This is a genomic window from Flavobacterium sp., from assembly GCF_040402955.1.
In the GTDB taxonomy this organism is placed as follows: domain Bacteria; phylum Bacteroidota; class Bacteroidia; order Flavobacteriales; family Flavobacteriaceae; genus Flavobacterium.
In genome coordinates this window covers 50,622-76,048 of record NZ_JBBALQ010000008.1, presented here as the reverse complement: position 1 = coordinate 76,048, position 25,427 = coordinate 50,622, and the positions used below count along the sequence as shown (strand labels likewise).

Sequence of the window (25,427 nt, the reverse complement as noted above, 5' to 3'; positions counted from 1 at the left end):
AACGAAGAAAATTTATTTTTTAAATTGTTAATAAAAATTGTTAATAAAATTTTGTTTTTGGGCTTGAATACTTAATTTTGCATAGATGAAAATAGAAAAATACATTTCAGAATTGTTGTACAGATACCAATGCGTAGGCGTTCCGGGTTTTGGAGCGTTTTTATGCGAATGGCAATCTGCGCAAGTTATTGCGGCTCAAAATTCGTTTGTACCGCCGAAAAAAGTAATTTCTTTTAATTCTCATATAAAAAACAATGATGGTCTATTGGCCAATCATATCGCATTACAAGAAAAAATTAGTTACGAAAACGCCGTAAGTAAAATTCAAACTCAAGTTGTTTTTTGGTTAGAAAAATTAGAAAATAAAGAAAGTTTGGTATTAGAAAATATTGGTGAAATTTTTTCAAATTCGGAACATAATTTTGTTTTCAAGCCGAATACAGCAATTAATTATTTGACAGATTCTTTTGGGTTGGCTGGTTTTAATTCGCCAGAAATAGCAAGAGAAAATCAAATTCAAACTGAGAATACTTCAGAAGTTGCGCCTCAAATTGAAAAACCTGTTTCAGTTGATACTACAGTGGAAGAAGAAACGCCAGTTATTCCTTTAAATGGAAAAAATCGTACAAAAAACTGGATGAAATACGCTGCAGCTGTGGCTGTTTTTGCCTCTGCAGGTACGTATGGTTACAAAATGTATTTTGACTATACAATAGAACAGCAAACAAGTATCGTTGAAAAAACAGTGCAAGAAAAAATAAATCAAAAACTTCAAGAGGCTACTTTTGTGATTCCAAATCCAATAAACGCTGTTGATTTAACTTTAGAAGCATCACATACCGAAAAATACCACGTAGTTGCAGGTGCATTTAGAAGCAAACAAAATGCGATTAAAACTATGAATGATTTAATATCAAAAGGTTTTGAAGCGCATTTATTGACGGAAAACAAATACGGTTTAATTCCTGTAGCTTTTGGTAGTTTTTCTAATTTAACTGAAGCTCAAAATTTAAAAATTCAAATAAAAGCAAAAGATAGCGTTGACGCTTGGTTGCTAATAGACTAATCCAAATTTTGGGATTTTTTTATACCCTTTTTTTAAATCAGAGTTAGTATCTTTGTAAAAAAAATAATGCAAAACAAATATCCTTCAGATTCCGTTACAACATTAACCGATTTAGTGTTGCCTGGCGAAACCAACCCTTTAAATAATTTATTTGGTGGCGAATTATTAGCACGAATGGATAGAGCCGCAAGTATTACTGCGCGTCGTCATTCGAGAAGAATTTGCGTTACGGCTTCTGTAAATCACGTGGCGTTTAACAGAGCCATTCCTTTAGGAAGTGTGGTTACGGTAGAATCTAAAGTATCGAGAACCTTCAATACTTCTATGGAAATTTTTATTGATGTTTGGATTGAAGATAGAGAATCAGGCATAAAAAATAAAGCCAACGAAGCCATTTATACTTTTGTTGCCGTTGACGAAACAGGTAGACCGGTTTCGGTTCCCGCTATCGAACCACAAACCGAATTAGAAATTGAACGTTTTGAAGCAGCGCTAAGAAGAAAACAATTAAGCTTGGTATTGGCAGGAAAAATGAAACCCAGTGAAGCAACGGAGTTACGAGCGTTGTTTATAGAATAATATTTTATCGTTTGTCAAACTGAACTTGTTTCAGTTTCTCTACTCCAACTGAGATTCTGAAACGAGTTCAGAATGACAAAATCAGAATTTAATTTGCGTTTACTAAAGCATATTCGGGATAGGTTTCTTTTAGATACGCTTCTGCTTTTTTAGGGATTTCTACAACCATAATGTATTCTATTAATATCAAAGAAACGAGAAGAAAACTAATACTTAATACACCAAGAGAATTCTCTAACACTTTTTCTGAATGCAGCATAATTTGAATTGGTAAATAAATCATTCCAACGATAGAAGAACGTCCCAAAATAATTTCTTTTAATAGCCATTTTTTTTGCGTTGCGGCATTTGCTTTTTTGTTTTTATTTGCAAAATATATGATAAAGAAATAAAAGCTTAAAATAATAATTACAAAAGCAATAAGTACAACATCTGCTTTATATAATGAGATATTTAAAAAAAAGTAGGTTATCCCAACTAACGTAGTTGTTAAAATAACTTTAGGTATTGTAAAAAATGTCTTAAAATGATTCCAAATGATTCCGTTGTATTTTCTGTTTAAGGCCGCTTGACGTTTTTCTACTACATCCATAAACCCAAAAACACCAAACTTTTTGAATTCTTTTTGCAACGCATCTTCAAATGAAATTTTTGAGTTTTCTTGCCATTGTGCTTCAATAGAATTAGCCAAATGATCTACTAATTCCGTTTGCAAATCGTAGTATTCCACATAATGTTGACGCGTGAATTGGTATAAGCGGTCTATTTGTTCGGGGGTTAGTTTCATATCAATTTATATTTTTTAATAAACTGTTGGTGTTTTACGAAATAATAAGCAGAAAAAGGAAAATTAGCTAAGACTAAAAATCCAATAAAATAAGCATAAGTAAACGAAATTTGGAAAATTATAAAGTAAAAAAACACCAACAAAACTGGGAAATGAAAATAATCAAAATGAAATCGAAAACTAGTTTTAACGCTTTTATTATTCATAATTCGTCGCAACAGAAAATAGACAATGCCACAAAATCCAACACTATATTTGAATAGCAAAATATTTTCATTTGATTTAGAAAAAGTAAAAAAGAAACTAAAAATTAGCGACGCTAACAAAACCAAAGCATAATGAAAAGCTACTTTATATTTTATTTTCTGAATTACAAAACAAGGAAATAACCGCTCGTTACTGATTAACCAATATTTTTTAACTTGTAACTCCGTTTTCCATAATTGACTTGCCATCAGAAATGCTTCTTCAAAAGACAATTTGTTTTGTTCCATTATGTCTTCGGTTGCAGTCGCTAAATGGTCTTTTAACTCCAATTTAAAATCTAAAAATCGAGTTGGTGCTGTTCTAAAAAACGGTCAATATAGTCGAGTTGTGTGTTGGTTAGTTTCATAGTTTAAACTTTAGATAATTTCCTTTCGAATTGAAAATGATTGTATAAAAAATAAAACGAATAAATTGAATAAACAATATACCAAATATTTTGGAAAACATTGAAAAATAATCGATTCATAGTAAACTTTTGATTCATCGCAAAAATATAATACCAATCGAATTCTATACAAATTAATTGGATTGCCAAAATAAGAACTGAACCCACACAATGAACATTAAACATATAACTGAAAATTGTTTTGGTTTCAGATTTGTAGACCAAATACCTTCCGATAAATAAAAATACAATTAACACAATTAAAAGTATTTCATATCCTTGTTCCAATTGGACTAAAAACTTATTTGATTTATTTTGCATTATTATCCAAACTGTTGTGAAAGTAATAACTACACTTAATAACAACCAATAGAAAGATTGCTTTTTTGATTCTTTAACCCATTTATCTATAAATAATTTGGGGCCATTTAACCAAAATGGTGACCAAAACGCGTTTGAAGCTGGTCTTAGCTGTGCTTCCCATTTATCAAAAGAATTGATTAATGCTGTTTTAAAATCAACATCTTGGTTTATCATTACTTCTTCAATATCTGAAGCAATATGGTCCGTCAGTTCTATTTTTATGTCGTCATAAACAACTCCGTTCAACACTAAAGTTTCGTCTATTTTTGCTATTTGTTCGATAGTTAATTTCATACTAAATATAATTATATCGATGTTTGTGAAATTTCACTAGTTCTTGAATAAAATAAGCAACATAACCAAAAAGTAAATACGAGAAAACAAACAAAGTTGTTTTAGAAATAGTTTCCATTTCATGATATCGAAGAAAAAGAAGCTGAAGCCAATAAATGAGAGCGAGTATGCTTCCGGTTTTTTCAACCCTGTAAAATCTTTTTTTTAGATAATACCTAAAATAAAAAAATTGAAAAGCAAACAGAAAAAGAATTAGCGAAATAACCATTTCTTTAAATTCAAAATTTGGAGTAAAAATCCGAATGATATCAAAATAATTAAAAAATAAAAATAAGAATACACCAAAAACTAAAATAATAGGGGATACTAAAAACAACAAAAACTGCTTGATAGGTTCCCAAGAGTAATCATGCCCTTTTTTATTATTTTTCAAGATAGCTTTTTTGTGAACAGCCATATAATCTTTGAAAGCATCATAAAAATCAAGTTGTTCTGAATTCATTTTTTGCTCTATTGCGGTTGCCACATGGTCGAGCATTTCCATACGAATGTCGTAATAAATGACTTCACTATTTTTTAGATAATTATCTATGAATTTAATGTTTTCGAGTGTTAGATTCATATTTATGCTAGTTTAGGATTCACAATGGTTTGCATATTTTTGATAAATTCTTCCAATTCAGACAAACGGTTTACAGTTTCTGTGGTGCCTTTTTCGGTAAGTTTATAGTATTTTCTTAAACGATTATCTACTTTTTCTACCTCAACATCTAATAAGCCATCGGCTTCTAATTTGTGCAAAGCAGGATATAATGCGCCTTCCGTAATGTTCAATTCGCCTTTAGTGATTTCTTTTACTTTTTGCGTAATTTCATAGCCATACATTCTGCCTTTTTCTTCTAAAAGCTTCATAATAATGGTATTCAAACTGCCTTTATATAATTGTGAGTTTTTCATTTTAGTTAAAATTTCAAAAGCAAATATATACATAATTTTCTTATGCATAACATTCTTAAGTATATTTTTTTGTTTTTTTTTCTTTTCTCTAACTTTTATATTCTTAATAAATAGTATTTTTGTAAAAAAACAAACATGGATTTTTATAAATTAGCCATAAAAGAAATCAAACGAGAAACAAAAAATGCGGTTTCAATCGTTTTTAATATTCCACAAGAATTAAAATCAGCTTACCAATTTATAGCTGGGCAATATGTAACTTTAAAACTAACTTTAGATGGGAAAGAACTTCGTAGAGCTTATTCTATTTGTTCTTCACCAAAAAGCAATGAAATGCGTATTGCAGTAAAAGAAGTAAAAAACGGTACTTTTTCCAAGTTTGCCAACACAAAATTAGCTGTTGGTGATTTGTTAGAAGTCAGTATTCCTGAAGGAAAATTTATTTTTGAAGCCAAACTAGAACACCAAAGAAGCTATGCCGCTTTTGCTGCTGGTAGCGGAATTACGCCTGTTTTATCGATTGCAAAAAGTGTCTTAGAAGAAGAACCAAATAGTACTTTTGTTTTAATTTATGGCAACAAAGACGAATCGGAAACTATATTTCACGAGGAATTAAAGGCGCTTCAACTAAAAAATTTAGGTCGATTTTTTGTGAATTTTGTGTATAGTCAAGCCAATATTGCTGGCGAATTATCTGGTAGAATTGACAAAAATGTTGTAAATACTGTTTTAAAAAACAAACATTCCGATAAAACCTTTTCTAAGTTTTATTTGTGCGGGCCTGAAGCAATGATACAAGTAGTTACGGCGACTTTAAAAGAAAACAATGTAGCTGAAAAAGACATTAAATTTGAATTGTTTGGCACTTCAACTGCATCAGAAAACAAAGTTGTGTCTGGAAATGAAGGTCACACGGCTATTTCAATTACAGTAGATGCTGATGAAGTTTCGTTTGAAATGAGTCAACAACAAACCATTTTAGAAGCAGCTTTAAAACAAGGTTTAGACGTGCCTTATTCTTGCCAAGGTGGTATTTGTAGCAGCTGTATTTGTCGAGTGACAGAAGGAAGCGCTACTATGAAGAAAAACCAAATTTTAACAGACAATGAAGTGGCTGAAGGATTGGTTTTAGCTTGTCAAGCTGTGCCAACATCCTCTGAAATTAAAATTGATTTTGATGATATTTAAATAGTCTAAAGTTTTAATGTCATAAAGTCTAAAGTCTTGTTATGATAAAAATTTCAAACCCTTGAAAAAATTATACGAAATGTTCAAAAAAATAGCGACTTGTTGGACGAACCAGAAGTTATGCAGTTGCCTGAATATTGCGAAAAATTACAAGATGAAATTGTTGATTATAAGTTTGATAAACAACAAGGCAAACAACTTATTTTGTTAGATATTATTAGGGAAATTATAATGGGTTGTAATGAAGTTGAAAAAGAGCAAATGGAACACGACCGTTTTGGTTATGAAGCGCCAAATTATCAAGCAACTATTTCTAATTTAAAGAGTTATATTTTAGAAATTTGTAAAGACAATCAGGTTTATTTGTGAGTCTTTTAAACCATTAAGGAATTAAGAAAATTAAGCATAAAACTTAATTTTCTTAATTCCTTAATGGTTTAAAACAAAATTAATTTTTCCAACAACATTTTCCACAGAAATACTTCGCATTGCGTTTTCATAGCCTACTACTTTTTTATTTCCATATACCGAAGTGGGTAAAAATGGATATTTTTTTCTATCTGAAGTCAGACAAAAATCATCTGGTTGATGGAATGGTTGAAATCCTGCAAATGGATGTGTAGCGCCCCAAAGGGTAATCACTTTTACGCCCAACATAGCGGCAATATGCGCATTTCCAGAATCCATAGATAACATTACATTTAAATTAGAAATTATGGCTAATTCTTCTTTTAAATTGGTTTTTCCGGCTAAAACAAGTACGTTTTCGTGATTGTTTTTTAGCTGATTTAGTTTCTTAATTTCTTCGCTACCGCCACCAAATAATAAAATTTTATTTGAATCGTTTTTGACTAATTCATCTATTACGTGTTGCATTAAATCTATTGGGTATACTTTGCTTTCGTATTGAGCAAAAGGTGCTATTCCTATCCAATTTTCTTCTTTTGTCCCAGTAATTTTTATTAATTCGTCAGATAAAATAACTTTTTCTGGAAATGTAGGTGATTCTAAATGTAAAGGAAAACCTAATTTTTCAAACGTTTCGCAATGTCTATCAAACATTGTTTTTGTTGGAGAAATGGTTTTAATGGCTAATTTTGTAAGGGCTTTTTTGTCTTGTCTGCCTTTATCTGTAGCAGCTAAATTTTTGCCATTCAAAGCAAATAGTGTTCTTATAATTTTTGATCGTAATACATTGTGTAAATCGGCAACGGCGTCAATATTCAGTTTTCGTAAATCGGAAAACAAACGCAAAAGTCCTAAAAAACCTTTATGTCTTTCCTTTAAATCAATTGGAAAAAAAGTTGTGTTTTCAATATCATCGAAAAAAGGTTTGAAAAACGGACGAGAAACAACGGTAATTTTTACGTTGGGATATTGCAAAGAAAAAGCTCTCAGTACAGGAACTGTCATAGCAACATCGCCCATAGCTGAAAGCCGAATAACTAAAATGTGTGAAGACATTTATTTTTTATTTTGATACAAAACTGGATTCAAATCCGCATCATTGTACATTTTCATTTGTTTATACACCTTCATAAATTTGTCGCCATTACCGATATCTTCAATTAATTGACTAATGGAAATAAACATATCGTTTTTTTGATCTAACAATACATTTAATTTTTCTTGACATTTTGCTCGGTGTTCAGCAGTGGCTTCTTCACGAGTAGCTTCTTCATTCATGTGGTAAATCTTCAAAGCTAAAATAGATAATCTATCCATTGCCCAAGCTGGACTTTCGGTATTAATTCTAGCATTTGGTTTCACTTGAACGTGTGCGTATTTTTGCAAGAAATAACCGTCAATATATTCTACCATATCGGTTCTGACTTGGTTAGAAGCATCAATTTTTCGTTTTAAATCTAACGCTGCAAAAGGATCAATATTTGGGTCGCGCACAATATCTTCATAATGCCACTGCACTGTATCTATCCAATTTTTAGCATACAATAAATGTTCAACTGAACCTTTTTCGTACGGATTTAATACCGGCTGATACACATCATCAATAATATGATACGCTTTAATAGATTGTTCAAAAATGGGAAAGGCAAATTCTGCAAACATAGTTTCTATTTTAATTTACAAAAATAAGGATTTTTTGTACTTTTAACCACAAATTACAAAATATCTCACATGAACATTCATTATATTTCCGAAGAAAACAGTATTTTAAATTATTTTTTAGGGCAACTTAGAGAAGTAACCATTCAAAAAGACAGCATGCGTTTCAGAAGAAATATGGAGCGTATTGGTGAAATTATGGCTTATGAAATTAGTAAAAAACTAACATATAGTGACATCGCTATTACAACTCCGTTAGGCATTAAAAATACTACAGAAATTGGAGACAAAATTGTGTTATGTTCTATACTAAGAGCTGGTTTAACGCTTCATCAGGGGTTTTTAAATTATTTTGATGAAGCAGAAAATGGTTTTATTTCAGCTTACAGAAATCATTATAATTCGGATGAAAATTTCGATATTTTGGTGGAATACCAAGCTGTGCCTAACATGAATAATAAAACATTAGTTTTGGTAGACCCGATGTTAGCCACTGGGCAGTCGTTAGTGGCGGTTTTAAATAAAATTTTAGCTATGCATCAACCAAAAGAAATTCATATTGCTGTTGTTATTGCTGCGCCTGAAGGCATTAAATACTTGGAAGAAAATTTGCCTAAAAACTGCCATTTATGGGTAGCTTCATTAGACGAAAAATTAAATGAAAAAAACTATATTATCCCCGGTTTAGGTGATGCTGGTGATTTAGCGTATGGAAACAAATTATAATTGAACAAAAAAGAAAAACAAGCCAATGCCTAACAACAAGTATAAAGACACTTCTTTATAAATAGAGTTTTCCATTTTTTCAAACATATTTGCCCCTAAAATAGATAAAGGCGCAAAAGTATACATTAGTAAATCATTAGATTTATTCGCTGAAAAAACATAAATACCCACAGCTAAAAGAAAAGCAAAATATACTTGTTTATAAGACGACTGCATATTTAAAGGTTTGTTTTGATAGTCGAATGTTTGAGAAACAAAAAACATTACACCAATAGAAACAAATAAAGACAAAGCCATGTTTTGATACACGTCTTTAAATTCAAAAAAGTTAAAACTTACCTGAAAAACAGCCTTGTTAATGGAATAGTTGTCAAATAAAAATAAACTAGTGGCAATATATAAAATCCAAACACAAAGAAATGACACAAATGGTAAAATCCAGTTTTTATATTCTTTCCCTGAGTGAAAAATCATAGAAATAAAAACCAAAATAATATACAAAATACTCCAAAAATGAAAAATAGCTGAAAGGAAAATCCAGAAAGAAGCATCAAATATTTTTTCCTTTGATGAGCTTAATGTTTTTAAAGAAATTAACCTTCGTAAAGCCAATAACAAAAACATATTTGATAGCACAATTTTAATGTTATTTAGTACCGATGGAAATAATAATATAAATACAAAAAACAAAAGTATTGCATAATTATCGTTTTGTGTTAAAGTGTTTTTAAGTGAAATGAAATTCACTAAAAAAAATGACAACAAAAGCAATAGAAAAACAATAATTTTGGAAAACAGATCACCTGAAGTAAAATTTTCATTTGGAACCTGAAATTGGTACAAAAAAAAGCAAGAAAACAACATTATTAATACTAATGCGTAATTTATTGGTCGAGTTTTACTAAAAAGACTTGCAATCATAAAGATATTTTATATTTTTGTAGTGTAAATATAATAATAAAAAAATGAAAGCATTTTTCGAAGCAATACAATTTTTATTTGTTGAAGTACTTTTTGTACCAATGGACTTTTTAAGAAGTTTAGAATTAACAAATTGGTGGGGAGCAAATATTATCAATTGGGTATTTATTTGTACTTGTTGTTATTTTGCATTTTACTGGACAAAACAATTACAGCTTTTCAAAAAGTCTGGAGCTGACGATCAGGACACCACTGCACATTCATTCTTAACAAAATAAAAGCATAAGATTCGATTATAAATCGAACCCTATATCTTTTCTATAATTCATCTTATCAAACTTTAGATTTTCTATGGTTTGATAAGATTTTTTTGTGGCCTCTATAAATGAATTCCCGAATGAAGTTACTGCTAACACTCTTCCGCCATTAGATACAATTTTTCCGTTTTCTTCTTTAGTTCCTGCATGAAAAATTAAAGAATCTGTTTTGTGGTCTAAACCAAAAATTTCTTTCCCTTTTTCGAATGCTTCAGGATAACCGCCCGAAACAACAACAACAGTCGCCGCCGTTCTTTCATCTAAACTCAAATCAAAATCTGCTAATTTTTCAGTGGCAACTGCTTCAAACAAAGCAACTAAATCACTTTTTATTCTTGGAATAACGACTTCTGTTTCTGGATCACCCATTCTTACGTTATACTCAATCACAAAAGGATTGTCGCCCACTTTTATCAAGCCGATAAATACGAAGCCTTTGTATTCAATATTGTCATTTTTTAAACCCGTAATGGTAGGAATCACAATTTGCGATTCGATTTTTTGCATTAAAGTAGCGTCTGCAAATGGAACTGGAGAAATAGCGCCCATTCCGCCTGTATTCAAGCCGGTGTCTCCTTCACCAATTCTTTTATAATCTTTTGCTGTGGGTAATATTTTATAGTTTTTCCCATCAGTTAGCACAAAACAACTTAATTCAATTCCATCTAAAAACTCTTCAATTACTACTTTTGCGCTTGCTGAACCGAATTTTGCATCGACAAGCATTGCTTTTAATTCGTTTTTAGCCTCTTGTAAATCATTTAGAATTACTACGCCTTTTCCAGCGGCTAAACCGTCTGCTTTAAGAACATATGGTGAAGATAAAGTTTCTAAAAATGCGTATCCTTTTTCTACGGTTTCAGAAGTAAAACTTTCATACTTTGCCGTTGGAATATTATTTTTTACTAAAAATTCTTTAGCAAATTCTTTGCTTCCTTCTAATTGTGCACCTAATTTACTAGGTCCAATTACTGGAATATGTGAAATTTGAATATCGTTTTTAAAGAAATCATAAATACCATTTACTAAAGGGTCTTCAGGGCCTACTATTACCATTTTTACAGCATTTTCCAAAACAAATTGTTTGATTGTTTCAAAATCGTTTGGATTTACTGAAATATTTGTTGCAATTTTTGCGGTTCCTGCATTTCCAGGTGCTACAAATAGTTGCTTGCATAACTGGCTTTGAGTCATTTTCCAAGCAAAAGCGTGTTCTCTTCCGCCAGATCCTAATAGTAAAATATTCATGATGGTGTGTGTTGTTTTTTATTGGTGCAAAAATAGTCTCTTTAATTAAAAAATAAGAAGGTTTTTTATAAGAAATTTATTTTTGCTCCTTCAATTTATGGAATTAAAATGAAGAATTTGAGTTAATACGCTTTTTCATCGCCTTTAATGGCGTTAATGACTGTTTTATTTATAATTTTTAAATCTAATAAAATAGACCAATTTTCTAAATAAAAAATGTCGAATTTCACTCTGTTTACAATATCTTTTTCTGTTTCTACTTCTCCTCTGCAGCCATTTATTTGTGCTAAACCGGTAATTCCTGGCTTTATAAAATGCCTAACCATAAATTTATCAACGCTTTTAGCATACATTTCGGTGTGACTAACCATGTGAGGTCTTGGTCCTACTACCGACATATCTCCTAATACTACGTTGAAAAATTGTGGCAACTCGTCAAGACTAAACTTTCGTAATATTTTTCCAAATTTAGTTACTCTTGGGTCGTTTTTTTGAACTTGTTCTAAATCAGCTTTTGAATTTAATCGCATAGATCTAAATTTATAACAATTAAACTCTTTATAATTCAACCCATTTCTTCTTTGTTTAAAGAAAACTGGCCCTCTGGATTCTATTTTTATTATTATTGCTATTAAAGGAGCTAACCACGATAAAAGCAATAAAATAACGAGTAATGAAAACACAACATCAAAAAAATGTTTGAATCTTTTGTTAATTATTTTATCTAAAGGTATGGTTCTTAAAGAAATAACAGGCACATAGCCATAGTATTCTACTGCTAGATTGCGTAACATTCTGTTTTTGCTATCTGGTAGCAGTTTTATGGTTTTAAGATTGTTATCTGCAAAATGTATTAATCCTTGTAAATCGGTACTATTGAGCGTGTTTAATGAGCCGTAAATTTCATCTACATTGTTTTTAGTTACAAAATCGTAACACGCTTTAATTTCTTCTTTTTTATTTATTTTTAGACTAAAAACATGCATTAAATTATATCCATAATTTGGATTGGTAGAAAAAAATGTTTTCAATTCTTCTACATCTTTTCCGTTCCCTAAAATGATAACATTTCTTATGTTTCCACCATATAATAATCGGTATTTTTTTAGCAGAAAAAATATTGAAAACTTAACAAAACCAACAGAAATGAAGGAAAAAATAATATAATTCCATACTTCATCTGGAGTTACATATTTATATTTATAACCAACGTATGCGAACGTAATTAAGCTTATAAAAATAAATTGCTTAAGAAGTTTTCCTAAAATTGTAATTTCTTTAGTAAACCTATACACTTCATAATATCCTGAATAGTATGAAACAACAATCCAAGATACCGATAAAATAGTATGATAGCCAAAATTACTCATAGCGGAACGAAGACAAACTAAAATTAAAAGATTTATTAATAATAAATCTATAAAAGTAATTAGAGGTCTAATAAATCCTGAATATCTTCCTTTTTTTGGCTTCAAACTAATAAATGTATTTTGAGAAATCTTTGTGTTCTTCTTTTGCTAATTCTTCTGGTGAAAGTGATTTAAAATACTCGTAGGTAATTTTCATGCCTTCTTCTCTTTTTACTTTAGCTGTCCATCCTAAAATTTCTTTAGCCTTAGTAATATCCGGTTGGCGTTGCATTGGGTCGTTTACGGGTAATTCTTTATAAATGACCTTTTGTTTGGTACCTGTTAATTTAATTATTTCTTCAGCAAAATCAGAAATAGTAATTTCATCCGGATTTCCAATATTTACTGGTAAATGGTAATCGGAAAGTAATAATCTATAAATACCTTCTACTTGATCTGTAACGTAACAAAATGAGCGAGTTTGACTTCCGTTCCCAAAAATCGTTAAATCTTCGCCTCGAAGCGCTTGACCAATAAATGCAGGAATAACTCGACCGTCATTTAATCGCATTCTTGGTCCGTAAGTATTAAAAATTCGGACAATTCGGGTTTCCACACCATGAAACGTGTGATAGGCCATTGTAATTGATTCTTGAAAACGTTTGGCTTCATCATATACGCCTCGTGGACCAATGGTATTTACGTTTCCGTAATATTCTTCTGTTTGTGGATGTACTAATGGATCACCATATATTTCAGAAGTAGAAGCAATTAATATTCTTGCTTTTTTAACTCTAGCCAAACCTAATAAATTATGAGTTCCTAAAGAGCCTACTTTTAAGGTTTGAATTGGAATTTTTAAATAATCAATTGGACTTGCTGGAGAAGCGAAGTGCAAAATATAATCTAAATTACCAGGAACATGAACAAATTTAGTAATATCATGATGATAAAACTCAAAGTTTTTTTCTTTAAATAAGTGCTCTATATTTTTTAAATCGCCCGTAATTAAATTATCCATTCCCATAACAAAATAGCCTTCAGCTAAAAACCGATCGCACAAATGAGAACCTAAAAATCCTGCAGCTCCTGTAATTAATATTCTTTTCATTTTATTTATTTTTCTAATTGTGGGTTTACTTTCGTGTTAAATAAACAATAAAAAAAGGCAAAAAACAAAACGCCTCTTTGTCTCCACAAAAAAGATTCTGTCAAAAATAAGCTTATGATTAGAATAGCAAAAGAAATATGTATAAAATCTTTACGTTTAAATGCATTTTTTATATTAGTAGCTAAAATTGTAATCAAAACTAAAAAACCTATGAAACCAAGTTCGGCAAAATTTTGAACATATTGATTATGAAAATTAAACAATCCGTATCCTGGATAAAGCTCGTATTTTTTCTCTTTTTCTATAAGTTTAGGTTGTGAAGCATTTAAACCTAATCCTTTCCAAAACAAAGGTTCTTCACTAAAAATTTCTAAAAACATTCGGAATTGATACACCCTGAAAGCAGTACCTGGAAAATAATCACCCTGTGAAAATGTCTCGTTGTTCCAAGCTTCATATATGCTTACATAATTAACGCCTTCATCTGCCTCATTGTAAACGCTATGGCTTACGCTGGTGTTGGTGTTGGATTGAAATTCGACTAAAAATCTATTTTTTATTTTACTAAAACTAAATACAGCTACTAAAATTAGGGTTAAAATGGATAAATTTCTCAAACGCATTTTGCTTGACGATTTTGAAAAATAAAAAAAATGAAGTCCAATTAAGAACACAAACACTATAATTATGTTTTTAGAAGATAGTAAAAAAATAAATCCAAAAAGAATAGCGGCACAAATGATATCAAACTTCTTTTTTATTTCCTGATTTAAGAAGTAAAAAAATGCCACAGCCATGTAAACAGATACGTGTATTGCGTTTAGTAATTTTGGTACCAATCCAAAATCATTGTCGTATTCACCATGATAGAAAAAAGCCCTTTGGTCTCCTGAAATCATATATCTAATCCATGCTCTTAATAGAAAAAAACCTGCATAAAACACCATTGCATAGCTATAATATTTTATTAATTTATAAACTTGATTTTTATTAAACGGCCGCATGATTAAAAAAGCCGCAGGAATTAATAACAAAAAGATTTCTTTGTAAATAGCTGGTATTGTTGCCGCTTTATCAATTGACCAAAAATATGAACTTGCCATCCAAATAAATAGTACTATTGGAAATAATAAAGTAACGTTAAATGAAATTTTGTTTGTTCTATTAAAAAACAAAACAGAAAAAATAAAAATCGCAGTACTAACATTATTAATTGCCATTATAGTTGGCAATGTAATGAGGATAAGCAAAAAAGGTAAAAAAGATTTATTTAACTTTTGCTCCTTTAGAATTTCTTGCCAGGCATTTGCTAAAAAACTGTAAATATTGTTCATTTATTTTGTTCCAATTAAAATTATTTGCGATGGCTTCAAAGTTGTTTTTTACAAACTGCAAGTTATCAATTTTTTTAATTGTTTCAAGTATTTTTTTAACATCTAATGAATTTTCAAAATAAAACGCGTTTTCTTTCAAAACACCATGATTGAAATGATTACGATGTGCAGCAATTAATGCTTGTGATGCCATCGCTTCCAATAAAGACGGATTCGTTCCGCCTACTGTATGACCATGAAAATATAAATTTGAAAAATATCTTAAATTATCTAAATGATTTAAATTATAAATCGCTCCTAAAAATTGTATTTTTTTGCAAGATGCAAACTTGGTTTTTAGGTAGTCCCCATATTTTGTGTTGTGATTTCCAATAACTAAAATTGGTTTTTCATCTTTACTTAACAACACCCCTTCCAAAACCATATCTAAATTATTTTCTGGTTCGAAACGTGCCATAATCAGGTTGAAATTATACTTTTCAACTTTATAACTATTTATAATTTCTTCGTTTGGCGTATCAAAATTATGTGCGCCATAAGCAATGTATTCACTTTCCTTGCTATGCGTTTTTAAAAGATACTCTTGAATACCTAAGGAATCTGCAATTAAATAATCGCTTTTTGTAGCCGCCCATTTTTCGGCAATCTTCAAAAGTTTTTGAACGGGTTTATTGTATTTACTTCGTCTCCATTCTAACCCATCCATATTAGTAATTACTACGCTGTTTTTTGGATGTAATCCATACCAAAAAGCACTGCTGGTGTAGCCTAATTGTAAAATGATGTCAAAATTTCTTTTTCGAGCATCTAAAATACAATTTAAATCATAAATAAATTGACCCGCTGTTCCGATTTTATGTTCCGGATCGTAGCATTTAATTAAATTTACCTTTTCAAATGTTTCCCCTGAATAGGTGTGATTATGAGGTGAATACACAAACACGTCATGACCTTCTTTTGCGGCATACGTGGCGAAAAATTCGGCAAATTGCTCAAATCCTCCATAATTATTGGGTATGCCTCGGGTTCCTAAAATTCCTATTTTCATTTGAATGAATTATTGAAACAAAAATAGTGTTTTTAAAAAAACATTCTAATTATTTTTCAAAATGTTACCTAAAACTGTAGCAGAAATTTTCCAAGAATATTTCGACTTAACTTTTTCTCTAATTTCTTCCACTGAAAATTGCGAAATTGCGAAAGAAATTTTTTGACTAATTTCGTCAATTGAATTTGGGTCAAATAAAAAATCTTTCATGAAAGTAAATTCTGACATTGCTGTTTTGTTGGAACAGATTGTTGGAATATTAGCGGCAATTGATTCAAGTGGCGGAATTCCGAAACCTTCCGCAAAAGAAGGATAAATAGAAATTGTAGCACCTCGAGTTAAAGAAAGAAGTTCTTTGGAATTTACTTTTTCTAAAAAAAAAACGGTTTTTTTAATGTCTCTTGATAGGCTGGAAAAATATTTTTCAAATGCTACATCTTGAATATCTTTACTTCCTACGAAAACCAATTGATGCTTTTTATAATACCCATCAATTACAAATGATTTAAGTAAATTTAAGTGGTTTTTTCTGGGCTCTCTTCTACTTACGAATAAAAAATAATTTTGAATTTTATGTTTTTCGAAAACCCGTTTTTGAATTGCCGCTTTATTATAAGAATCAAAATAAACTGCATCCACGGCGTTAGGTGTTACATAAATATTTTGTAATTTAAAATGTTGTATTAATCTTTCTTTTGAGTATTCTGAAACCGTTAAAACAAAATCCGCTTTTTTAGCACTTAAATAAAACAAAATTTTGTTTTTAATTCGATAGGCTAATGGGAAAAATTTTGGATAATCTAAAAACAGCACGTCATGAATTGTTACTATATATTTACATTTTTTTATGGGTGGTGCTATGTATTGAAAGTGCGCAAAATCAATGGAATGTTTCTTTATTATTGAAGGAATATCGAATAAGAGTCTTTTAAATTTATTTTTAGAAGGATATTTTAAATAAATGACATTTTCTCTTTGACCAAAAATACTTTTTAAAGTATCAGGATGAAATGAAATTAAATAAAACAAAATATTTACATCTTGAAATAATTCTGAGTAAATACCTTTTAAATAAGTTGTAGTGCCTTGTGCTTTTCCGTCAAAAACATGGCAATCCACTAACACTTTCGTTTTATTTGAGTAGTTATTTTTCAATTAAATTAGTATTAGATTGTTTTGCAATTACTTCTTTCAAAGCAATTAAAAAACCTATGATTATGGATTTATTATCTAATTTTAAATACAATCCTAAAAACACCCAATTAGAAACAATCAAAAACACACTTGTTCCGATTAATAAATAATTAATGTAAAGTAATTTTGGGTTATTCGTTTTGGGTTGTCTGAAAAGTAAAATTAAAAAAAAGATTAAAAAAAGCACCCCTAAAATTCCTGACTTAAAGAAAACTGTCATAAAACCATTATGAACATAAGGAATAAATTGAACAAATTCTCCATCATTAGTGAATACTTTTCTTCCTAAATTTAATCGGGAACCTAGCCCTTCACCAAATAATATTGCCAATGCTCCTTCATGAGAAACTTGCTGAACAGTTATAATATTTTCAAATGATCTGTAATTATCATTAAAATCTTTCCAATCGTTTTTATTAATTTTAGTCTTAAATGCTTCTTCTGGTGCAATTTTTATTTTATAAAGAAACGCGTCTAATCCTTTGCCTCCTCTTTTTGGATTGTATGATACGATAGCAAAATATGACACGGCTGTTAAACTAAAAATCGTAACTAAAACAGTTAGTGATTTTCTTGTTAATTTAAAATAGCCTTTCATCGCTAAAAACAAAATAACAAACTGAATCATATTTGTTCGAGCCGCATAAAGCGTACTCGACAAAACCACAACTATCAAAATATAGTTGATGCGTTTTTTAGAAATTGTAATATCTAACTCTTTATGAAAAATTAGCATTATAATGACATAAATTTCATAGTCGCTGAAATAACCTCCTTTTTCTCTTAATAAAGTAAGGTTTAAACTTTTAACTTGTAGAAAAGCAATAAAAATAGTACCAATGTGAATAATCGCTATAATTAAGCCAACATATATAAAATAATTTAATCGTAATGTTTTTTCGTTTTTAAAAATTTGATATCCTAATAATAAGCCAATAATAGGTTTAATCATGTAAGTAATATCTCTTATAAAAAGGAAAAGTTTAGGTTGATAAAATAACGAAGATAAAAAGGCGATAAGTAGAATTGCGGAAAATGTAGCAACGTATTTAAAAATAGTTACCGAATAGTTTTTATTAATAGTAACTAAAAATGTGATAAACCAAATTGCAAACGTTAATTCATAATTTGGGATTAATGAAACAACGATACATATTAAAAATAAAATTTTACTTGTAAAATCTTTATCAATTTTCATGTTTGGGAATAAGTATTGACTGTTTTATTAAAATTTTGACTTTAATGTTGCCTTTGTAAATATATAATAAAATAGTATAAATAATAATTCTGCAATAATAAGAGAAAAAACAATGGCTTTCAACTGAAATTGATTTACAAAAAACACTATTAAAGCTATATTAACTAAAGTAACAAAGATAGTCGTTTTAATATATTTGGCGTGTTTTTCCTTTATAAACATTAATTGTTCTAACGGAAGTGTTACGGCCATTAATAAAGAAACAAGCAAGGAAATTTTAAACAATGTGCTTAATTGGAAAATTGCTGTGGCAGATAATTGGAAAAAACGAAGCACTTGGTCTGAAAAAAGAAAAATACCAAGCAAAAAAAAGCTTATTATGGAGGCAGAAATCAGACTGTATTTTTTCCAATACATCAAACCATTTTGTGGGTTGTTTACGTATTTTAAACAAGCACTTGAGTAAAAAAACTTTAAGAAAACTTGTAAAAAAGTTCTACATAAACTAATGATTTGCTCAATGATTTTGTATTGCCCTGCAATGGAGAACCCTAGAAAAAAACTAGTAAGTACTAGCGGCGACAATTGTCTGACTGATAAAAACAATTGTGAAACACAAAACGAAAAGTCATTTTGAATTATTTTCCTAACCACTAAATAATTTGGCAAAACAATTTGAAAATTATATTTTCTCTTGATGACTAGTAGTCCAAAAAAATTGAATATAAAGGAACTAATTCCAAGGAAAAAATTTACAAAAATATAGTCGTTTTTGTGGTTTACAAGACAAAAAACCAAAATAACATAAATGGTTTTTGAAAATATGTTTAAAAAACTAACTAGCTTAAAATTTTCTATCCCTTGAAGAAACCAAACTGGATTAAAAACCTGTGCAAAAACAATGGTTAAGGCAAATAAAAACAAATCTCTTTCTTGATTAAAAAAATCAATAGAAAAAATAAGTGTTACAGAAATTAGTAACGCAAACACAAACAAAATTAACTTTGTAAAAATTGCAGTGTTTAATATTTTTTGTAATTTTTGTGAGCTGTTTCTGTTTTCGGAGACTTCTTTAGTACCTTTTATATCAAAAGCATAATCTACAATTAGCATCAAAAATAAGCAAAAGGCAAATGCTAATCCTACTTTTCCAAATCCGGCTTCACCGCAAATTAAAATAATTTTTGGCGCTACCACAAGTGGACTTAAGAGATTAAAAACTTGTCCAAATCCATAAATAAAAAAGTTGGTTTTTTTTTTATTTAAAATGAATGATGTGAGCTTGTTTTTAATCATACTTTTTATATCCAAAAATGAATTAATACTGGTTTTGGCGTTTGCTCATAAATTCCTTTCACGTAATAGTTATATTCTGGAACAAAACTTTTAATTAAATCTATTATTTCTTTTGGGTTGTTTTGAGTATGATATGTGGTAATGGCGATTTTTGGTTTGTTATTTTTTATAGTCTGTTCTGCGCCTTTTAGCATTTCTAACTCGAAACCTTCAATATCTGCTTTCAAATATGTAATTGTTTGATTTTTGTTGAAAAGAGTGTCTATTTTATTGATGGCTATTTCTTGAGTATTTGCTTTGTTTCCATTAGATATCATTCCTTCTAATGAATTTTCATCAAAATTAATTGTACCATCACTATTTCCAACAGCTACATTAAAAATAGTTGTTTTTTCTTTAAAATTAAGAAACGTTTTATTCAAACAATTACAAAACAATTTACTAGGTTCGATCATGTAAATATGTTCACATTTATCAATAACAGAAATAGGTAACAGTCCTTCTGCGGTGCCAATATCTAAAATAATTTCGCCGGGATTAATTTCGGTATGTTCTTTTTGATAATAATGCCAATCTTCGGTATCAAATGATTCTGCAACTACTTGATTTAGCCTTGATATAGAGAACTTAGAAGGCCAAAATAACTTTTTATTTAAATTAGTAAAAGTGATTTCGAAATCTTCATTATGAGTAATGTTTTTAATAAATTTATTAGCTATACTAGCAACTTTAGGCTTAAATAAAAATTTTATTAATTCGAAAAAACTAACATTGTTTTTATTAATAAAAATCCAAAAAAACAATATTTTTATTCTACGCATAAATAAATGTTTTTATTAAATAATAATGCTATTCTTGATCTCTAAGAATAGCATTACCAATATAGTTGTATATTATTATTTTACTAATTTTTCAATTTCTGGTTGCAATACCGTTTCGTGTGGGTATAAAGCTGGTTCTTGTCTTTTTCCGTCTTTAACTATTGCTTTTATAATTCCCGTTTTAAAATCTACTGAAGTAGAAAGTTCTGCCGGTCTGAAGTAATTTGCTAATAGAGGAATTTCTGATTTAAATGATTTTCCTAAATATTCAATATTTACACCGTTAAGTTTTATATCTTCTTGGTTATCATTAACACCAAAATCTAATCTAAACATAGTTGGAATAACATCTTCTGGTATATTGAAAACTATATCCTGTGGGTTCTCACTTCCTTTAACTTCAACCCAAACTGACTCTTTCTCGTTAAAATCACTTGAAGATTTTTCAGTATAATAAACCTGAAAATTATCATCTTTTTTTACTACTACATTTAAAGTAACTTTAAAATTTTTATTAATCTCTGTTTGATTAGTATCGACATTGGATTTCTCATTATTACTCTCGTTTTTACAACCGAATATTGTACTTACTACTAGTAAAATAGTTATAAATTTTGTTTTCATATTAATTGTTTTTTGCAAATTTAAAAATGTAATTTTATATATAACGCGTTTTTTATTAAAATATTTTATTTTCTTTTAAAATCTCCTCTTGAAAAGTATTTTTCAACGAAACAATATACTAAAATAAAAAAATAACGGCTCCCCATTTCTTTTATTTTAAGTTTGGATTCTCCATATTTTCTATTGGTCCATGAATTAGGAACAACGGTGTATGAATACCCTCTAATTATTGCTTTTAAAGGCAACTCTATTGTTAAGTTAAAATGAGGTGATAAAATAGGTTTTACGCCTTCAATCACTTCTCTTTTATATAATTTAAATGCGTTTGTGGTATCGTTATACTTAATTCGCATTACCATTCTGATTATAAAATTAGCAATTCTGTTTATAATTTTTTTAACCCATGGATAATCAATTACTTTACCGCCCTTTATAAATCGACTTCCAAACACACAATCATAATTTCCTTCTACCATTGTGTTATAATATAGTATTAAATCACTTGGAGAATCGGATAAATCTGCCATCATAACCGCAACACAATCTCCAGAGAAACGCTCTAATCCATAACGAACTGCATATCCAAAACCATTTGATCCAAAATTAGTTTCATATTTAACTGCGGGATATTTTTGTGCTAACGTTTCTAAAACTTTTAAAGTTCCATCTTTAGAATTATCGTTAACAATAAAAATTTCATGCTCAAAATTAACCTTAGAAAAAGCATGTTCAATACAGTCTATCGTTTCGGCTATAGATTCTTCTTCGTTATATGCAGGAATTACTATACTTAGCTTCATAACTGGCTTTTATTTTGATAAATTATTTCACTAAAATCTCCAAATCCATGTTTTATTACAGCTATTTGCTTAAATCCATTTGTGTTTAATAATTCTTCGATTTTTTCTTGCTGATTATTATTAATATACATGTCGTCGTTGTGACTTTCTATTTGGATGTATTTAATAGGTATAATTTTTATCTCATTGCTAAACAATCCTTCTAAACACTGTAACTCATGTCCTTCCACATCAATTTTTAAAACATCAAAAAAGATGTTTGAATTCTCGTTTAAATAATCTAATAATCTAATAACATTTACTTTATAACTATCTACTATGATATTTTCTTTTGAAATTCCTAAAACCTTTGCTTTCTTGTCTAAATATTTTGAATCTAAATTGAGTTCTTCAAAAGTAGAGGTTTCGTCAAGAATATTCTCATGAAACTCCAATTCCCCTTTGATTTTACTCACCCCAAAATTATGAATAGTAATATTTGTTTTTGATTTGTATTTGTTTTCCAAATACCTAAACAGTTTCTTGTTGGGCTCAAAAGCGTTTATTTTAGCATTAAAATTTACTTTCAGAAAAAAATCTATTGATTGTCCTTTGTTTGCACCAATATCTAAAATATTTATTTCTTGACTTTTTAAATTTTCTTTATAAAACTTCTTTAGTTTCGGGTAAAAGAAAATAGCTTCATTGATATGAATAAGTTGTTGGATTATTTTTGTTCTAAAACTCATCAATAATTATCGTTTAGACATATTCTCATATATCTGAGTTAAAATATCATTAATATTATATTTCCAATTCCATCCCGGATAATGTGATTTGAATTTGCTTACATCACTTATCCACCAAATGTGATCGCCAATTCTGTTGGCTTCAGAATATTCATAATTCATCGGTTTCCCTGTGATATTTTCGCACATTTCAATAGCTTCTGACATAGAGCAGTTAGAATGTCTTCCACCACCAGCATTATAGACTTCACCTTGCTTTGGGTTTTGATAAAAATGCCAAAACATGTTTACTAAATCCCAACTATGAATGTTATCTCTAACTTGTTTCCCTTTGTATCCAAAAACTGTATATTTATCTTCTATGATGGCACATTTCATTAAATAAGAAAGAAATCCATGTAACTGTGTTCCAGAATGATTTGGTCCTGTTAAGCAACCTCCTCTGAAAACTCCGGTATTCATCCCAAAATATTTACCATATTCTTGAACCAAAACATCTGCTGCTACTTTTGAAGCACCAAATAAAGAATGTTTGGTGTGATCGATACTCATGTTTTCGTCTATTCCTTCTTTAAAAAACTGATGATTTTCGTCAATTTCCCAACGTTTTTCTAACTCAATTAAAGGTAAATAATTTGGTGTATCACCGTATACTTTGTTTGTTGAAGTAAAAATAAAAACTGCTTTTTCGCAATGCAATCTGGTCATTTCTAGCAAATTCAACGTTCCATTAGCATTTACGGTAAAATCAGTAATCGGTTCATTTGCGGCCCAATCATGACTTGGTTGTGCAGCTGTGTGAACCACCAATTTAATATCAGAATTGTATTTTGAAAAAATAATTTCTAGTTCATTAATGTTACGAATATCTGCGTTGTTATGTTCAAAATTAGGAATGGTGTCAATTAATCTTTTAGTATTCCATTCCGTAGAAGCGTCTTCGCCAAAAAATTTGGCTCTCATGTTATTGTCTATTCCAATAACTTTGTCAAATTTTTCTGCAAAAAAACTTACAGATTCGCTTCCTATTAAACCAGAAGAACCGGTGATGATACAAATATTCATTATTGTGTGATTTTTTTTGAATTAAAAATTCTTTTTTTCCCTTTATTATCTACAAGCAAATATAGTTTATTATAGTTAACTGGTAAATCTTGGGTTTTAATCCTGAAAATACATCCGGCACTTTCTAAATTAGCTTTCTTAAAATATGGGTTCAAATCATATCGTTTAAATTTTTGTCCTTTAAAAAATATTTTTCTGTTTTGAATGGTATCTTCAATAGCTAAGGTTATTTCTTGGTCTTTGGTGTTTAAACTATCAATGAAAGCCCACCCTTCAATATAAACTGAGTTTTGTAATTTTTCAATTTTATCAATATTACCCGAAACAGAATTGCTTTCATAATTATTTAGGTCTACATCTATTTTATTAGAATAATTTATTTCTTTATTTACTAAATCTTCAGTTGGTAAAAAATAAGTTTCTGAAGCATTAGCTTTTAATAATACGTTTTTATAATAATCTTGTTCAAAACCATTTAAATTTTTGTGATTCCCGTTATAGTAACTTAACACTCCATAATAATTCTGCTTTTTTCTAAATTCTAAATATTCTTGCTGTGGAAAGCTCATTGCAAAAAAATATCCAGTAGTAAATACTAATAAAACCGAATTTAAGTACCATAAATTAATCTTCGTTTTTGGAGTATTTTCAATAAAAAAGAAAATCATGCAAATTAAAAAAATACAGCTATTTATTCTGTATCTTGAAGCTATAGACATATCAATACCTAGCTGAGATCTAGTTATTCCTGTAACAAATGAAATCAAAATAAATAAAGACATTACTGAAAAAACAAAAAGGTTTTTTCTAAAGTATTTTATCTTAATCAAGTAAATATAAAAAACAAAAAACAAAAAGCCTACACCAGTAGAAATCATCAATGATTCGTTAATATCATTAGTGAAAATTAAATTTTTGGCGAAAATGTTACCTAAAAATGAAAATGAGAATAAAAAAGATCTGAACTTAAAATTTCTTAAAGTTTCTATTATTTCTGGACTATTAGGTGGTTTTTGGTAATCGATAAAATAAATTACAATTAATATTAACGAAATAATTAGAAACTGAAATAAATATTTTTTCTCTTTATTTAAAAACAATATGACTGACAAAATTAAAATAAGAAACAAACCAGCGCCTTGAGTAAAAATAGCAAGTATTAAAAATAAAATAGTTAAGATAAAATTCTTTTTAGTAATGTTGGGTTTAGTTATAAAATGTAGAGATAGTAATGAGAATAATACAACTGTAAAATTGGATAAATTTGCCATTGCAAAAGTAATATTCTCATGAAAAGAAAAATTAAAAATCAAAACCGCTAATGGAAACAAATAAATTGTGTTATCAGCTTTTTCTTTAAATTTAAGTAGAAAGAAAATAAAAATACCCAATAATGATAAATTACCAATTAATGACAAATGATTGAAATTTACTTGTTGAGATAATTTATAATCGATAAAAAACCATAATTTATCATATAAAATTCTGTGCTCATTATGCTGTTTAAAAAACAGTTTTATTTTTTCAAAAAAAGAATCGGCATTTACAATATCGGTAAAGTTGTCCAATACTGAATAATCATCATTAATTGGAATATTAGAAGTGGTTGAAAAGAATGTATAAAAGAAATATATAATCAAGGAAATTGATAAAAAGGAATCAATTATTAATAATTTTTTATTGCCTATTTTCAT

The 25,427-nt window shown here is 29.0% G+C and carries 28 protein-coding genes; 6 read left to right on the top strand and 22 right to left on the bottom strand.

Going from position 1 to position 25,427, the window contains the following annotated elements:
• The first annotated feature begins 85 nt into the window (after positions 1 to 85).
• Together ABWP78_RS05855 and ABWP78_RS05850 are read left to right on the top strand one after the other, a co-directional pair.
• Entirely contained in the window at positions 86 to 1,066 is a 981-nt protein-coding gene (locus ABWP78_RS05855; RefSeq protein ID WP_353169846.1) for an HU domain-containing protein, read from the top strand.
• Between the two features lie 66 nt (positions 1,067 to 1,132).
• Positions 1,133 to 1,645, top strand: coding sequence for an acyl-CoA thioesterase (locus ABWP78_RS05850; protein WP_353169845.1), 513 nt, complete (start codon positions 1,133 to 1,135; stop codon positions 1,643 to 1,645).
• Between the two features lie 88 nt (positions 1,646 to 1,733).
• On the opposite strand, the gene ABWP78_RS05845 is transcribed toward ABWP78_RS05850, so the two are convergent.
• From ABWP78_RS05845 to ABWP78_RS05825, 5 genes are all read right to left on the bottom strand, one after another.
• Entirely contained in the window at positions 1,734 to 2,432 is a 699-nt protein-coding gene (locus ABWP78_RS05845; protein ID WP_353169844.1) for a hypothetical protein, read from the bottom strand.
• Positions 2,429 to 2,968 (bottom strand): hypothetical protein, encoded by a 540-nt coding sequence (locus tag ABWP78_RS05840; RefSeq protein WP_353169843.1) that lies wholly within the window; start codon positions 2,966 to 2,968, stop codon positions 2,429 to 2,431. Before ABWP78_RS05840 ends, ABWP78_RS05845 begins: the two co-directional genes overlap by 4 nt.
• Positions 2,969 to 3,048: 80 nt before the next feature.
• A complete protein-coding gene (locus tag ABWP78_RS05835; protein WP_353169842.1) occupies positions 3,049 to 3,741 on the bottom strand; it encodes a hypothetical protein in 693 nt (230 codons plus the stop codon).
• 1 nt (position 3,742) lies between these two features.
• Entirely contained in the window at positions 3,743 to 4,243 is a 501-nt protein-coding gene (locus tag ABWP78_RS05830) for a hypothetical protein (RefSeq protein ID WP_353169841.1), read from the bottom strand.
• 122 nt (positions 4,244 to 4,365) lie between these two features.
• A complete protein-coding gene (locus tag ABWP78_RS05825; RefSeq protein ID WP_353169840.1) occupies positions 4,366 to 4,698 on the bottom strand; it encodes a PadR family transcriptional regulator in 333 nt (110 codons plus the stop codon).
• A 135-nt stretch (positions 4,699 to 4,833) separates the two neighbouring features.
• Between ABWP78_RS05825 and ABWP78_RS05820 the strand changes: the two genes are divergently transcribed.
• Entirely contained in the window at positions 4,834 to 5,886 is a 1,053-nt protein-coding gene (locus ABWP78_RS05820; RefSeq protein WP_353169839.1) for a 2Fe-2S iron-sulfur cluster-binding protein, read from the top strand.
• A gap of 99 nt (positions 5,887 to 5,985) precedes the next feature.
• A complete protein-coding gene (locus ABWP78_RS05815; protein WP_353169838.1) occupies positions 5,986 to 6,255 on the top strand; it encodes a hypothetical protein in 270 nt (89 codons plus the stop codon).
• Between the two features lie 60 nt (positions 6,256 to 6,315).
• On the opposite strand, the gene ABWP78_RS05810 is transcribed toward ABWP78_RS05815, so the two are convergent.
• Positions 6,316 to 7,350: a glycosyltransferase family 9 protein gene (locus ABWP78_RS05810; protein ID WP_353169837.1), complete on the bottom strand. Its 1,035-nt coding sequence runs from the start codon at positions 7,348 to 7,350 to the stop codon at positions 6,316 to 6,318.
• On the bottom strand, positions 7,351 to 7,956 hold the full coding sequence (locus ABWP78_RS05805; protein WP_353169836.1) for a DUF4254 domain-containing protein: 606 nt from the start codon (positions 7,954 to 7,956) through the stop codon (positions 7,351 to 7,353).
• 69 nt (positions 7,957 to 8,025) lie between these two features.
• Here ABWP78_RS05805 and upp point away from each other — a divergent pair, with 69 nt between their 5' ends.
• The gene (upp, locus tag ABWP78_RS05800) at positions 8,026 to 8,679 is read left to right on the top strand and encodes a uracil phosphoribosyltransferase (RefSeq protein WP_353169835.1); all 654 of its coding nucleotides are present in this window, start codon (positions 8,026 to 8,028) and stop codon (positions 8,677 to 8,679) included.
• On the opposite strand, the gene ABWP78_RS05795 is transcribed toward upp, so the two are convergent.
• Positions 8,674 to 9,600 carry a DUF6427 family protein gene (locus tag ABWP78_RS05795; protein WP_353169834.1) on the bottom strand — a complete coding sequence of 309 codons (927 nt, stop codon included), beginning with the start codon at positions 9,598 to 9,600 and terminating at the stop codon, positions 8,674 to 8,676. The two genes, upp and ABWP78_RS05795, sit on opposite strands and share 6 nt — an antisense overlap.
• 44 nt (positions 9,601 to 9,644) lie before the next feature.
• Here ABWP78_RS05795 and ABWP78_RS05790 point away from each other — a divergent pair, with 44 nt between their 5' ends.
• Complete coding sequence (locus ABWP78_RS05790) at positions 9,645 to 9,878, top strand: DUF6341 family protein (RefSeq protein ID WP_353169833.1); 234 nt, start codon at positions 9,645 to 9,647, stop codon at positions 9,876 to 9,878.
• A 15-nt stretch (positions 9,879 to 9,893) separates the two neighbouring features.
• Here ABWP78_RS05790 and purD read toward each other — a convergent pair whose 3' ends face one another.
• The 14 genes from purD to ABWP78_RS05720 all read right to left on the bottom strand — a co-directional run bounded on the left by purD (position 9,894) and on the right by ABWP78_RS05720 (position 25,427).
• A complete protein-coding gene (gene purD / locus ABWP78_RS05785; protein WP_353169832.1) occupies positions 9,894 to 11,165 on the bottom strand; it encodes a phosphoribosylamine--glycine ligase in 1,272 nt (423 codons plus the stop codon).
• A 122-nt stretch (positions 11,166 to 11,287) separates the two neighbouring features.
• Entirely contained in the window at positions 11,288 to 12,640 is a 1,353-nt protein-coding gene (locus tag ABWP78_RS05780) for an exopolysaccharide biosynthesis polyprenyl glycosylphosphotransferase (protein ID WP_353169831.1), read from the bottom strand.
• Between the two features lies 1 nt (position 12,641).
• The gene (locus ABWP78_RS05775; protein ID WP_353169830.1) at positions 12,642 to 13,625 is read right to left on the bottom strand and encodes a UDP-glucuronic acid decarboxylase family protein; all 984 of its coding nucleotides are present in this window, start codon (positions 13,623 to 13,625) and stop codon (positions 12,642 to 12,644) included.
• Positions 13,626 to 13,630: 5 nt separating this feature from the next.
• Positions 13,631 to 14,845, bottom strand: coding sequence for an O-antigen ligase family protein (locus ABWP78_RS05770; protein ID WP_353169829.1), 1,215 nt, complete (start codon positions 14,843 to 14,845; stop codon positions 13,631 to 13,633).
• Between the two features lie 46 nt (positions 14,846 to 14,891).
• Complete coding sequence (locus ABWP78_RS05765; protein ID WP_353169828.1) at positions 14,892 to 16,007, bottom strand: DUF1972 domain-containing protein; 1,116 nt, start codon at positions 16,005 to 16,007, stop codon at positions 14,892 to 14,894.
• Positions 16,008 to 16,052: 45 nt separating this feature from the next.
• A complete protein-coding gene (locus ABWP78_RS05760; protein WP_353169827.1) occupies positions 16,053 to 17,162 on the bottom strand; it encodes a glycosyltransferase family 4 protein in 1,110 nt (369 codons plus the stop codon).
• Complete coding sequence (locus ABWP78_RS05755) at positions 17,152 to 18,399, bottom strand: hypothetical protein (protein WP_353169826.1); 1,248 nt, start codon at positions 18,397 to 18,399, stop codon at positions 17,152 to 17,154. Before ABWP78_RS05755 ends, ABWP78_RS05760 begins: the two co-directional genes overlap by 11 nt.
• A gap of 27 nt (positions 18,400 to 18,426) precedes the next feature.
• Positions 18,427 to 19,695: a lipopolysaccharide biosynthesis protein gene (locus ABWP78_RS05750; protein WP_353169825.1), complete on the bottom strand. Its 1,269-nt coding sequence runs from the start codon at positions 19,693 to 19,695 to the stop codon at positions 18,427 to 18,429.
• A 5-nt stretch (positions 19,696 to 19,700) separates the two neighbouring features.
• Positions 19,701 to 20,516 carry an FkbM family methyltransferase gene (locus tag ABWP78_RS05745; protein WP_353169824.1) on the bottom strand — a complete coding sequence of 272 codons (816 nt, stop codon included), beginning with the start codon at positions 20,514 to 20,516 and terminating at the stop codon, positions 19,701 to 19,703.
• Positions 20,517 to 20,591: 75 nt separating this feature from the next.
• The gene (locus tag ABWP78_RS05740; RefSeq protein WP_353169823.1) at positions 20,592 to 21,140 is read right to left on the bottom strand and encodes a hypothetical protein; all 549 of its coding nucleotides are present in this window, start codon (positions 21,138 to 21,140) and stop codon (positions 20,592 to 20,594) included.
• Positions 21,141 to 21,205: 65 nt separating this feature from the next.
• Positions 21,206 to 21,940, bottom strand: coding sequence for a glycosyltransferase (locus ABWP78_RS05735; RefSeq protein WP_353169822.1), 735 nt, complete (start codon positions 21,938 to 21,940; stop codon positions 21,206 to 21,208).
• Positions 21,937 to 22,668 carry an FkbM family methyltransferase gene (locus ABWP78_RS05730; protein WP_353169821.1) on the bottom strand — a complete coding sequence of 244 codons (732 nt, stop codon included), beginning with the start codon at positions 22,666 to 22,668 and terminating at the stop codon, positions 21,937 to 21,939. The genes ABWP78_RS05735 and ABWP78_RS05730 overlap by 4 nt, the downstream gene beginning before the upstream one ends.
• 6 nt (positions 22,669 to 22,674) lie before the next feature.
• Complete coding sequence (locus tag ABWP78_RS05725) at positions 22,675 to 23,733, bottom strand: NAD-dependent epimerase/dehydratase family protein (RefSeq protein ID WP_353169820.1); 1,059 nt, start codon at positions 23,731 to 23,733, stop codon at positions 22,675 to 22,677.
• Entirely contained in the window at positions 23,733 to 25,427 is a 1,695-nt protein-coding gene (locus tag ABWP78_RS05720) for a hypothetical protein (RefSeq protein ID WP_353169819.1), read from the bottom strand. The genes ABWP78_RS05725 and ABWP78_RS05720 overlap by 1 nt, the downstream gene beginning before the upstream one ends.